This window comes from Hymenobacter terrigena, from assembly GCF_054776515.1.
In genome coordinates this window covers 410,885-423,510 of the sequence record NZ_BAAHBU010000003.1, presented here as the reverse complement: position 1 = coordinate 423,510, position 12,626 = coordinate 410,885, and the positions used below count along the sequence as shown (strand labels likewise).

Annotated in this window: 8 protein-coding genes; 6 read left to right on the top strand and 2 right to left on the bottom strand. The window is 61.7% G+C overall.

What is annotated here, in order from left to right; all coding sequences use genetic code 11:
• Positions 1-59 precede the first annotated feature (59 nt).
• Positions 60-692, top strand: coding sequence for an L-threonylcarbamoyladenylate synthase (locus ACYU7Q_RS14950; RefSeq protein ID WP_460610240.1), 633 nt, complete (start codon positions 60-62; stop codon positions 690-692).
• 201 nt (positions 693-893) lie between these two features.
• On the opposite strand, the gene ACYU7Q_RS14945 is transcribed toward ACYU7Q_RS14950, so the two are convergent.
• The gene (locus ACYU7Q_RS14945; protein ID WP_460610239.1) at positions 894-1,808 is read right to left on the bottom strand and encodes a lysophospholipid acyltransferase family protein; all 915 of its coding nucleotides are present in this window, start codon (positions 1,806-1,808) and stop codon (positions 894-896) included.
• 2 nt (positions 1,809-1,810) lie between these two features.
• Complete coding sequence (locus ACYU7Q_RS14940; protein WP_460610238.1) at positions 1,811-2,680, bottom strand: hypothetical protein; 870 nt, start codon at positions 2,678-2,680, stop codon at positions 1,811-1,813.
• Between the two features lie 152 nt (positions 2,681-2,832).
• On the opposite strand from ACYU7Q_RS14940, the gene ACYU7Q_RS14935 reads away from it, so the two are divergent.
• From ACYU7Q_RS14935 to ACYU7Q_RS14915, 5 genes are all read left to right on the top strand, one after another.
• The gene (locus tag ACYU7Q_RS14935) at positions 2,833-3,249 is read left to right on the top strand and encodes a hypothetical protein (RefSeq protein ID WP_460610236.1); all 417 of its coding nucleotides are present in this window, start codon (positions 2,833-2,835) and stop codon (positions 3,247-3,249) included.
• A gap of 149 nt (positions 3,250-3,398) precedes the next feature.
• Positions 3,399-7,850 carry a CusA/CzcA family heavy metal efflux RND transporter gene (locus tag ACYU7Q_RS14930; protein ID WP_460610235.1) on the top strand — a complete coding sequence of 1,484 codons (4,452 nt, stop codon included), beginning with the start codon at positions 3,399-3,401 and terminating at the stop codon, positions 7,848-7,850.
• 58 nt (positions 7,851-7,908) lie between these two features.
• Positions 7,909-9,093 carry an efflux RND transporter periplasmic adaptor subunit gene (locus ACYU7Q_RS14925; protein WP_460610234.1) on the top strand — a complete coding sequence of 395 codons (1,185 nt, stop codon included), beginning with the start codon at positions 7,909-7,911 and terminating at the stop codon, positions 9,091-9,093.
• A gap of 59 nt (positions 9,094-9,152) precedes the next feature.
• Positions 9,153-9,824: a WbqC family protein gene (locus ACYU7Q_RS14920; RefSeq protein WP_460610233.1), complete on the top strand. Its 672-nt coding sequence runs from the start codon at positions 9,153-9,155 to the stop codon at positions 9,822-9,824.
• 160 nt (positions 9,825-9,984) lie between these two features.
• Positions 9,985-12,594, top strand: coding sequence for an ATP-dependent Clp protease ATP-binding subunit (locus ACYU7Q_RS14915; RefSeq protein ID WP_460610232.1), 2,610 nt, complete (start codon positions 9,985-9,987; stop codon positions 12,592-12,594).
• The last annotated feature ends 32 nt before the right edge of the window (positions 12,595-12,626 follow it).

The window sequence follows — 12,626 nt, the reverse complement described above, 5'->3', positions numbered from 1 at the left end:
GGCCGTGGCCGTAGCGCCGTCCCACTTTGCATCTAATTTACTAACCTTCAGCTGTATCTATGCCCGCCACCCTTCTCCGCATCCACCCCGAAAATCCGCCGCAGAGCCGCATTCAGCAAGCCGTTGACGTATTGCGTAAGGGGGGAGTCATTATTTACCCCACCGATACCGTCTATGGCATCGGCTGCGATGTGACCAATGCCAAAGCCGTGGAAAAAGTCTGCCGCATCAAAAAACTGCTGCCTGAAAAGGCGAACCTAAGCTTCATCTGCTACGACCTGTCGCACATTTCCGACTACGCCCACGGCATCACCACGGAAACCTACAAAGTCATCAAAAAAGCTCTCCCTGGCCCGTTTACCTTTCTTTTTGAAGCCAGCTCCAACGCGCCGCGCTTCGGCGGCACCAAGCGCAAAACCGTGGGTATCCGCGTGCCGGATAACCAGATTATCCGCCAGCTGGTGAAGGAATTGGGTAATCCCATCGTGAGCACCTCGGTGCGCGAGGACGAAAACACCCTCGAAGAATACGTGACCGACCCGGACCTGATTTACGAAAAGTACCGCCTGCTGGTGGACCTCGTGATTGACGGCGGTTTCGGTGGCAACGTGCCCAGCACCATCATCGACTGCACGAATGACGACTTTGAGTTGGTGCGTCAGGGTGCCGGCGACATTGAGCAGTATTTGTAATCACCTGTCATTGCGAGGAAGCACGACGAAGCACCCGAAGGACAGCGTAGCTAATCCATCCTGCACCAACCAGACACCTTCTTTTACCAGAAAGCCCCAATACTCTACGGTATTGGGGCTTTTTATTATTGAAAAGGCTTTAGCTTCGCTGACCTTCGGTTGCCGCGTTGCGCTGCGCTCCACTCGCAATGACAAACGGGGCTACCGCTTGTGCTTCCAGCGGCGATGCGTCCACAGATATTGCTCCGGCGAGGCGCGCATGTCCGCTTCCAGCTGCCGGGCGAAGGCTTCGGTAATGGGGAACGTGCCGGCGGACGCACCTTTCGCGGCCCGGCCATCGGGCAGTTCGGTGAAGGTGACTTCGTAGTACCCGCGCCGCACGCGGCGGATGCCCACGTAGAGCACCGCGCAATCGAGCTGCACGGCCAGGCGGTCGGCGCTGGTGTAGAAGCTGGTGTCCTGGTTGAGAAACTGGGTCCAGTAGGGCCGGTCTTCGGGGCCGGCGGCCTGGTCGGTGAGCAGGCTGAGGGTGCGGCCATCGCCGCGGTGGGCCACCAAGTAGCGAAGCGTGGCCAGCATGGGCACGGCATCGGCACCGAAGCGGGTGCGCAGGCGGCGCATCAGGGTTTCGAAAAACAGGTTGTTGAGCGGCTTGTACACGCCGGCGGCCCGGCCGGGAAACTCCAGCGCCGCGCCGTTCAAAATCCATTCCCAGTTGCCCATGTGTGAGCCCAGCGAGAGCACCAGCCGGTTTTCGGCAAAGTGGCGCGTCATCAGTTCCGGGTTGGTGAAGCGCATGCGCTGCCGCATTTCTTCGGGCGAAATGGCGGCCAGCTTCAGAATTTCCACCACTACCTGGGCAAAGTGCCGGTAGAAAGCCTTACCGGTGCGCTCGATTTCAGCTGGCGTTTTCTCCGGGAAGGAGTTGCGCAGGTTTTCCGTGACCACGCGCCAACGGTAGCGCACCACGTAGGCCAGCAGGAAATAAATGGCTTCGGCGAATACATACAGCACTGCCAGCGGCAGGTGCGCCAGGGCCAGCAGCAGCCACCACAGCGGCTCGAAGTACCAGGCGTAGGGCCGGCCGACGGTGGCGAGGGTTCCTTTCGTGGCCATGCTTAGCGGGGCACGGCGGCGCCGGCGGGCGCGTATTCGGCGGCGGTGTGCTCGCCGATGGCGCGGTGGCCTGCCAGCAGCTTCTTATTGCCGGGGCCGCCATACACTTCCACAAACAGCGTGAACGGGCCATCGGGCAACGGCCCCATCGGGAGCTGCCCGGCTATGCTGGTGGGGCGGCCGCTCTGGGGTGTGAGGGTGGCGTCGGCATCGGCCGCCGAGCCGTCGGGCGTGGTGAGGTGGTAGTGCACACGCAGGACCTGGCCCACGGGGGCGTTGTGCAATTCGGTGTAGAAGAACACATTGTCCGCTCCGCGGCCGTAGCTGCCGCCGGGGGCGCGAGTGAGGCGGTAGCCGCCTCGGGCGAAATTATCGTCGCCCCCACTCTTGGCCGCGGGGCGGGAAAGCAGCACCACATCACTCAGAAAAGGGCCGGGCTGGCCTTCCAGCACCAGCGGTTTTTCTACTACCGTTTCGCCGCCAGTGCTCCGGTATTGGTCCTTCACGGTGCCGCGCAGGGTGTACTTGCCATCGGGCAGCAGGATGCGCTTGAGGAAGCTCTGCGGGTTTTTGATGGCAATGGTGGTGTCGGTGAGCACCGGCGGCTTGAGCGTGATGACTTCGTGGTAGGCCGAAGTGCCGTCGGCTTTCAGGATGTCGAGCGTGACGAGGGCCGACGACTGGAATGCCTTGGGAGCGCGCTGCCGGTAGGTGAGCGACTGCGTGGGCACGGTCACGTAGATTTCCACTTCGGCGCCCTTCTCCACTTTGTTCAGGTTGCGGAAACGTGCCACGTCGAGCAGCAGCTGCGGCGGCCCGGCCTGGGCCGCCAGCGTGGCGAAAGTGACGAGTAGGATGAGAAGGTAGCGCATGGAGCAAAAGTACGGCGGGTAAGAGCGAGGTGTTGAGAATAGCCCGTCCTGCCTTGGCTGCGCCCGGCAGGACGGGCTATTAACTCAGTATTCTATTTTTGTGCCAATAACAACCCCAAACAATTCCCGGCCCGCCCAGTTCTCGTCTGGCTATGCGCTCCACCATTGCCTTCATTCTGGGAATACTGATGCTGCTGGGCAGCTTCGTGCCCGAGAATGACCTGGGCGAGCTGGCCAAGCTGCCGCAGCTGGTCGAGCATTACGAATACCACCATTCGGTGGCGGGCGGCGGGCTGAATTTCGGTCAATTCATTGCCGAGCATTACGGGGCCGGCACCAAGCATTACACCGGTTGCACCCTCTCGCCGCGCCACCAGCAAGACCACCACAACCTGCCCTTGCGTTGCCACCACGGCTGCGTCACGTTCAGTTTTGTGGTGAGTCCTGTCACGCGCCTGCTATTTGTGGCCCGGTCTGAAACGGCTGTGGTGCAGGCCTACCGCGCTGCTTCCGCGCCGCGCTATGCCTTCATTTTCAGCACTTCGCTGGGCCAGCCGCCCCGAGCTTAATTCCGTTGCGCCCCCGGACGCAGTGTGCCCGCGCTATTGGTAGCACCGGCCCTAAATCTCCGGCCCCCTCCCCTCACTTATTGGATTGTTAGCGCCTCCCGGGCTGGCCGTTGGCCCAGCCTGGGCCGGGCCATACTGCACCGTATCGCATGATTTCGGCAATTATTAATTTCAGCATCCGCAACAAGCTGCTGGTGGGCCTGATGCTGGCCGGGCTGATTGCCTGGGGCATTTTTTCGGCCGCCAGCCTGCCCCTTGACGCCATTCCCGACGTTACCAACAACCAGGTTCAGGTCATCACCCAAAGCCCGGCGCTGGCGGCCCAGGAAGTCGAGCAGCTCATCACGGTGCCGCTCGAATTGCAGCTGCGCACCATACCGGGCGTTACGGAAATCCGGTCGATTTCCCGCTTCGGGCTTTCGGTGATTACCGTGGTTTTTGAGGAAGACGTGGACACCTACCACACCCGGCAATTGGTGGCCGAGAAGCTCAAAGTGGCCGAAGCCGACCTCGGGCAGGGCCTGGGTGCCCCGGGCATGGCGCCCATCACCACCGGCCTGGGCGAGATTTACCAGTACACTATTAAAGTCAGGAAGGGCTACGAGAAGCAGTACGGCCTGGCCGAGCTGCGCGAAATCCAGGACTGGCTGGTGAAGCGGCGGCTGGCCGGCGTAGAAGGCGTGGTGGATGTGAGCAGCTTCGGCGGCTACGTGCGCGAGTACGAGGTGAGCGTGGACCCCACCCGCCTGGCCGGCGCGGGCGTGAGCATGGCTGAACTCTACGAAGCGCTGCAGGCCAACAACGGCAACGCCGGCGGCAGCTACCTGGAGCGCGGCCCGCGGGCGTTTTTCATTCGGGGCGAGGGCCGGGCCACGTCGTTGCAGGACATCGGCAACATCGTGGTGAAGCCCGTAGCCCGGCCCGGCCAGGGCGGTGCGCCGCTGCTGGTGCGCGACGTGGCGGCCGTGCGCTTCGGCCACGCCGTGCGCTACGGCGCCATGGACCGCGACGGCCTCGGCGAAACCGTGGGCGGCGTGGTGCTGATGCTGAAAGGCGCCAGCTCCGAAGCCACCATCAAGAACGTGAAGGCCCGGGTGGCCGAAATCCAGCAAACGCTGCCCAAAGGGCTGGAAATCGACCCGTTCCTGGACCGCACCAAGCTGGTGGACAAAGCCATTCATACGGTGGTGAAAAACCTGATTGAGGGAGGCGTTATCGTGGTGGTGGTGCTGCTGCTGCTGCTCGGCAACCTGCGGGCCGGGCTGGTGGTGGCAGGCATGATTCCGCTGTGCATGCTTTTCGCGCTGGGCATGATGCGGACCTTCGGCGTATCGGCTAACCTGATGAGTCTGGGCGCGTTGGACTTCGGCCTCATCGTGGACGGCGCCGTGATTATCGTGGAAGCCGTCATCGCCCACCTGCTGCACGAGCGCCTCAAAGCCGCCCACGAAACCATGGACGACATCACCGAGGGCGTCACCAACCGGCTCATGAAATCGGCCCTGTTCGGCCAGCTCATTATTTTGATTGTGTACCTGCCCATCCTCTCGCTCACCGGCGTTGAGGGCAAGATGTTCCGGCCCATGGCCCTCACGGTGAGCTTTGCCATTCTGGGGGCCATGGTGATGTGCCTCACCTACGTGCCAGCCGTCACGGCCTGGGCCTTGAAGAAAAATACCAGCGAGAAGCCTAATCTGGCCGACCGCATTGTGGGCTTTCTGCACAAGCTCTACGACCCTGTTATTCGGGCAGCTTTGGGCGCGCGCTGGCTGGTGGTGGGCGTGGCCGTGGGGCTGCTGGCGCTGGGCGGCTTCGTTTTTTCGCGGCTGGGGGGCGAATTTATTCCGCAGCTCGACGAGGGCGACTTTGCCATGAACGTGACGCTGGCCCCGGGCTCTTCTTTGAATGAAAGCATCCTGCTCACGAGCCGGATTCAGCGCATTCTCAAGAGCAAATTCCCGGAAGTGCTGCAAGTGGTGGGCAAAATCGGCACCTCCGAAATTCCCACCGACCCCATGTCGCTCGAAGACTCTGACCAGATGATTATCCTGAAGGACCACGCCGAGTGGACCAGCGCCCACACCCGCGAGGACTTGGCCAACCAGATGCAGGCGGCCCTGGCCGGCGTGCCCGGCGTGAGCCTGGAGTTTCAACAGCCCATCCAGATGCGGTTCAATGAGCTGATTTCTGGCGTGAAATCGGATGTATCGGTGAAAATTTACGGCGACGACCTTGACGTGCTCAAAGCCAAAGCCGACGAGGCCGCCGCTCTCATCCGCCCGCTGGCCGGCGTGGGCGACATTAAAGTGGAGCAAATCATCGGCCTGCCGCAGTTGCGGGTGATGTACGACCGCGCCAAGCTGGCTCAGTACGGCCTGCGCGTAATGGACCTCAACACGCTGCTGCAAACTGCTTTTGCCGGCCAGACCACCGGCCAGGTGTACGAAGGCGAGCGCCGCTTCGACCTCGTGCTGCGCCTTGACTCGCTGCACCGCCGCGGCCCCGACGACCTCAACCAGCTTCTCGTTTCGCTGCCCGACGGCGGCCAGGTTCCGCTCAGCGAAGTAGCCACCGTAGCCTTGAAACCCGCCCCCGCCCAGATTTCCCGCGACGACGCCCGCCGCCGCGTCAACATTGGCGTGAACGTGCGCGGCCGCGACGTGCAGAGCCTCGTGCAGGAAATTCAGGGCAAGCTGAAAACCGGCCTCCGCCTGCCGCCCGGCTACAGCATCACCTACGGCGGCCAGTTCGAAAACCTGAACCACGCCAAGGCCCGGCTGGCCATCGCCGTGCCAGTGTCGTTGGTGCTCATTTTCATGCTCCTGTTCCTGGCCTTCCGCTCGGTAAAAGAGGCGCTGCTGATTTTCACGGGCATTCCGCTGGCGGCCATTGGTGGCGTGCTGGCGTTGGGGCTGCGCGGGATGCCGTTCAGTATTTCGGCCGGCGTGGGCTTCATTGCGCTGTTCGGCGTGGCGGTTTTGAACGGCATTGTGCTGGTTGCGAGCCTGAACGAACTGGCCACGGCCGGCATCCGAAAAATCCGCGAGCGGGTGCTGCGCGCTACCGAGGAGCGGTTCCGGCCGGTGCTGCTCACGGCTTCGGTGGCCTCGCTGGGCTTTTTGCCGATGGCCTTGTCAAATTCAGCTGGGGCGGAGGTGCAGAAACCGCTGGCCACCGTGGTTATCGGTGGGCTGATTACGGCCACGCTGCTCACGCTAGTGGTGCTGCCGGTGCTCTACACCTTCTTCGTGGACGATGACGAGCCCAGCCCCGAAGTAGCTGCCGAAGAAGCGGCGGAAGCCAAAGCCCGGGAAGAAACCGGCGAAACGCCCAAAAGCGCCCAGCCAGCTTCCCAAGCCGCTGGGGCAGCGGGCGCTTCTGCGGTTGCCGGGCTGTTGCTGCTGTCTTTGGCGGCCCTGCTGCCCGCCCCCGCCCGTGCCCAGAAGGCCCCGACCGATGCGCCGCTCAGCATCGCGCAGGCCCTGAGTACTGGCCTGGCCCAAAGCCCGCTGGTGCAAGCGGCTACTTTGCAGGCCCAGCAGCAGCAAGCCCTCGTCCACACCGGCTACGACCTGCCGCGCCTGGTCTTTGATTATCAGTACGGCCAGATTTCGGGTCCGCTGGCCGACCACAGCTTCAACATTTTGCAGCAGTCGGCCTTCCCGACGGTGTATGGGGCGCAGCGCCAAGTGCTGCAAACCACGGCCGAGGTCGGTACCATCCGCGCCCGCGCCCAGCGGCGCGAGCTGGCCCGCAACATCCGCTCCGGCTACTACAATCTGTTGGTGACCTACCGCCTCGTGGCCCTGCTGCGGCGGCAGGACAGCCTGTACCAGCGCGCCGCCCGGGCCGCCCGTATCCGCTACCAGGTGGGCGAAACCAACCGCCTGGAGCAGGTTTCGGCCGAAGCCCGGGCCCGCGAGCTGCAAAACCGCCTCGCCACTCTGCGCTCCGAGTTGCTGGTGCAACGCCGCCAGCTGGCGCTGTTGCTGGGCCAGCCCAACCTTGCCAGCATCGACACCACCGCCAGCCCCCGCGCCGTCCTTCTGCCCGCCGACACGGCCGCCCTCACGCCCGCCACCAACCCCACGCTGGCGCTCTACCAGCAGCAGCTCACCCTTAGCCAGCAGCAAACCAAGCTGGAAAAGCTCCGCCGCCTGCCCGACCTGCGCGCCGGCTATTTCAACCAGACCATCAACCAGGAACGTGGCTTCCATGTGGCCCAGGCCGGCATTGCGGTGCCTTTGTTAGGTGGTGCGCAGCGTGCCCGCATTGCCGCCGCCAAAATCGGCGAGGAAGCGGCCCAGGTGCAGCTCGCTTACGCCAACACGCAGTTTGGTACCCAGTTCAGCACCCTGCGCCAGCAGCTGGCCCGCGCCCAGGCTTCGCTCCTCTACTACGAAAACTACGCGCTGCCGCAGGCCCGCCTTATCCTCGATACAGCCGAAAAAAGCCGCCGCGCCGGCGATATCGAGTACGTGGAATATGTGGTGAATACCCAGCCCGCCTGGCAGATTCAGGAAGCCTATTTCGAGCAGCTCCGGCAATACAACGAATTGGTGGCCAATATTCAGGCTTTGGCCGGGACGGATGCGCCATAAAGTTGTACCGCCTGCAGATAAGCCTGACTGACAGAATATCCTGTTAAAAACCCGTCCCATGAAATTCTCCCCTTACGTCGCCCTCCTCCCCTTCCTCATCGCCTGCGGCAGCAAAGCCGAAGACTCCGCCGACAAGCCGACTGCCCCATCACCCCGCGCCCCCAACGAAGTATTTCTCAACAACGCCCAACTGCAGGCCGCCGGCATCGAGTTGGGCACGTTCACCCGGCGCGACCTTGGCACCGAAGTGCAGGCCACGGGGCAGATTGACGTGCCGCCCAGCCACAAAGTGTCCATCACCGCCGTCATGGGCGGCTACGTGCAGCAACTGCCGGTACTGCCCGGCCAGCACGTTTTGCAGGGCAGCGTGCTGGCTACCCTGCGCAGCCCCGACTACCTCAAGCTGCAGCAGGACTACCTCCAGAGCAAGGCCCGCATTGTATTTCTGCAGCAGGAAACCGCCCGCCAGCAAGTTCTCACCGATGAAGACGTCGGCGCCCGCCGCAAGCTCCAGCAAGCCACTTCCGAACTGCACACCGAGCAGGCCGCGGCCGGCAGCCTCGCCGCCCAGCTTCGGCTCATCGGCCTGAAACCCGAGCGCATCACGGCCACGAATATTCAACCCAGTGTGCCGCTCATTGCGCCCATCAGCGGCTTTGTGAAGGCCGTGCTGGTAAACTCCGGCCAGTTCGTTAATCCGCAGGATGTGCTCATTGAACTGGTCGACCGCTCCGACCTGCACCTTGAGCTCAAGGTGTTCGAGCGCGACATTGCCAAAGTGAAAGTGGGCCAGGACATTCTTTTCCGCGTGCCGGCCCAGGGCGCCAGTGCCCAGCCGCTGCCCGCCACCGTCTTCCTCGTCGGCAAAGCCTTTGATGACGACGGCCGCACCGTGAGCGTGCACGCCCACCTGCACGAAACCGGCCCCGATGCCGCTGCCACCGCCGCCCTGCTACCCGGCCAATACGTCAGTGCCCGCATTCTCGCCGGCCGCACGCCCCAGCGCACCCTGCCCGAGGACGCGCTGGTGCCCGGCGGCGAAGTTAGCTACGCCTATTATCAGGTAAAGGCCGACGGCCAGGGCAGCACCTTCCGGCGCTTCAGCCTGCGCCCCGGCGCTACCGACCAGGGCCAGGTGGCCGTGCGCCCGCTGGACAAGCTGAGCGATACCACGCACCTTGTGACCAAAGGAGCCTATTTTCTGGATGCCGAGCGCAGCAAAGGCCAGGGCGGCAACGAATAGAAAACGTTCTTTTACCCGCGCAGTGTTATTTGCGCCCCAGCCCGCCGCCCATCCGTCATATGATTCTCCTCACCGAACTGCACTACCACCCGCCGGCCGCCCTCTTTGCCGAACTGCTCCGGGCCGACAGCATTCTGCTCGAAGCCCACGAGCACTACCGCAAGCAAACCTTCCGCAACCGCTGCCTCATCCGCACCGCGCAGGGCGTGCAGCCGCTCACGGTGCCGGTTATCGATGGCAACCGGGCCGACAAAGTCAGCGTTTCCGAAATCGAAATCGATTACCGTCAGAACTGGATTCATCGCCACTGGCGCACGCTGCAAACGGCCTACGGCAACAGCCCTTATTTTGAGTTTTATGCCGACTATCTGCATGATATTTACGTATGTAAACCCGCGTTGCTTTTCGACTTAAATCAGCAATTTTTACGTTTATTGTTGAGGTGCTTCCGCATCACCCTGCCCCTGCACCTCACCACCGAGTACCACGCCCGCTACCCCGCGCAACCTTCTGCCGGAAATTCCGCTCTTGCTACCACCCAGCTTATCGCCGACCGGCGCGACTGGCTGACACCCAAAGCCGCTACCAAAACGCCTGAACCTGACACTCCGGCAGCCTCCGGCCTGGTCCGGCCCTATCCGCAGGTGTTTGGCCCAGGTTTTGAGCCCGGCCTGAGTGTACTGGACCTGCTCTTTTCGCAGGGCCCGGCCGCTGGTCGCTATTTGCAGTAACCCGCAGATTTCGGCCAACGTTAGGGTAATAATGCCGGGCCGCACCTTGGTCCGAACCTTCGTCCGAACTCGCTTGTTTTCAAGCAACATCGGCCCAACCCGTTATTCGTGTTACTTGCCCGACGCGGGGCTTATTTGATTTTTCACTACGTTTATTGGCATGGAAGCTAAATTCTCAAACCGCGTCAAAGAGGTTATTTCCCTCAGTCGGGAAGAGGCCATTCGTCTCGGCCACGACTACATTGGTACCGAGCATCTGCTGCTCGGCATGATTCGGGAGGCCGAAGGCACCGCCCTTGGTCTCCTGCGCAAGCTGGGGGTAAGCATTGATGAGCTGAAGTTCTCATTGGAGCAAGCCACCCGCAACACCGCTACCCAGGGCACCAGCATCACCGGCTCGATTCCGCTCACTAAGCAGACCGAGAAAGTGTTGAAAATAACCTACTTGGAGGCCAAAATCTTCAAATCCGAAATCATCGGAACCGAACACCTGCTGTTGTCCATCCTGCGGGACGAAGACAACATATCTTCCCAAATTCTCAGCAAATTCAACGTGAACTACGAAACTGTGCGCGACTCGCTGGATTACCACGGTAACGCCGGCGCGGCCCCGCAAAACCGCACGCCCGATACGGACGACGACGATAACGACAAACTCTTTGGCTCATCGGGCCCCGGCGGCCGCGGTGCCGGCACCGGTGCCGGCGCCAAAAAGCCCGGCGAAAAGTCGCGCACTCCGGTGCTCGACAACTTCGGCCGCGACCTCACCAAACTGGCGGAGGACGACAAGCTCGACCCCATCGTGGGCCGCGAAAAGGAAATTGAGCGCGTAGCTCAAATCCTGAGCCGCCGCAAAAAGAATAACCCCATCCTCATCGGTGAGCCCGGCGTGGGTAAAACGGCCATCGCCGAAGGCCTCGCCCTGCGCATCATCCAGAAGAAAGTAAGCCGTGTGCTCTTCAATAAGCGCGTAGTGACGCTGGACTTGGCTTCGCTGGTGGCTGGCACGAAATACCGTGGCCAGTTCGAAGAGCGCATGAAGGCCGTGATGAACGAGCTGGAGAAGTCGCCCGACGTGATTCTGTTCATTGATGAGCTACACACCATCGTGGGTGCTGGCGGCGCTTCGGGCTCGCTCGACGCTTCGAACATGTTCAAGCCAGCTTTGGCCCGCGGCGAGATTCAATGCATCGGCGCTACCACGCTGGACGAGTACCGTCAGTACATCGAGAAAGATGGCGCTTTGGCCCGTCGTTTCCAGATGGTGATGGTGGACCCCACCACGCCCGAGGAAACCATCGAAATCCTGCACAACATCAAGGACAAGTATCAGGACCACCACCACGTGCTCTATACTGATAAGGCCATTGAGCAGTGCGTGATGCTGTCGGACCGCTACATGTCTGACCGTTTCCTGCCGGACAAGGCCATTGACATTCTCGACGAGGCCGGTGCCCGCGTGCACATCAACAACATCGTGGTGCCCGAGGACATTCTCTCGCTTGAAGAGCAGATTGAGAACATCAAGGGCGAGAAAAACCGCGTGGTGAAATCGCAGAAATACGAGGAAGCCGCCAAGCTCCGCGACACCGAGAAAAAGCTGCTCGACCAACTCGAGAACGCGAAGAAGAGTTGGGAAGAGGAGACCAAGAAGAAGCGCTACACGGTGAAAGAGGAAAACGTGGCCGAGGTTATCGCCATGATGACCGGTATCCCCGTTTCGCGCGTGGCCCAGAACGAAAGCCAGAAACTCCTCAACATGAATGAGGAATTGCAAGGCAAAGTAATCGGCCAGGAAAAGGCCATCAAGCAGTTGGTGAAAGCCATTCAGCGCACCCGCGTTGGCTTGAAGGACCCTAAGAAGCCCATTGGTTCGTTCGTATTCCTCGGCCCGACGGGTGTGGGTAAGACGGAGCTGGCTAAGGTGCTCGCCACGTACCTCTTCGACAAAGAAGATGCCCTCGTTCGTGTTGACATGAGCGAGTACATGGAGAAATTCAGCGTATCGCGCCTAGTAGGCGCGCCTCCCGGCTACGTGGGCTACGAAGAAGGCGGCCAGTTGACGGAGAAAATCCGCCGCAAGCCGTACTCGGTAATCCTGCTCGACGAGATTGAGAAGGCGCACCCGGACGTATACAACCTGCTCCTGCAAGTGCTGGATGACGGCATTCTGACCGACGGCCTCGGCCGCAAGGTGGACTTCCGCAACACCATCATCATCATGACCTCGAACATCGGGGCGCGTGACCTGCAGGACTTCGGCGCCGGCATCGGCTTCGGCACGAAGGCCCGCCAGGAGAATATGGACGAGCTGACGAAGGGCACCATCACCAACGCTCTGAAGAAGACTTTCTCGCCCGAATTCCTCAACCGTTTGGATGACGTCATCGTCTTCAACTCGCTGGAGAAAAAGGACATCCACAAAATCATCGACATCAGCCTCAGCAAGCTCCTCTCGCGGGTGCAGGCCTTGGGCTACCGTGTCGAGCTGACGGAAGCCGCCAAGGACTTCGTGGCCGATAAAGGCTACGACCCCAAGTTTGGTGCCCGCCCGCTGAACCGTGCCATCCAGAAGTACATCGAAGACCCGATTGCCGAGGAAATCCTCAAGGCTCAGGTAGTACACGGCGACGTTATCACCGCCGACTACACCGAAGGCGCAGAGGAACTGACCTTCGCCGTGAGCAAGAGCGGCGAAGCCCAGACCCTCGCCAGCGACGAGCGCCCGGCCGAAACGCCGGAGGCCCCCGATACGGACGCGAAGAAGTAAGTCCTGACGCTTGCTTTAGCTTGTGATTATTG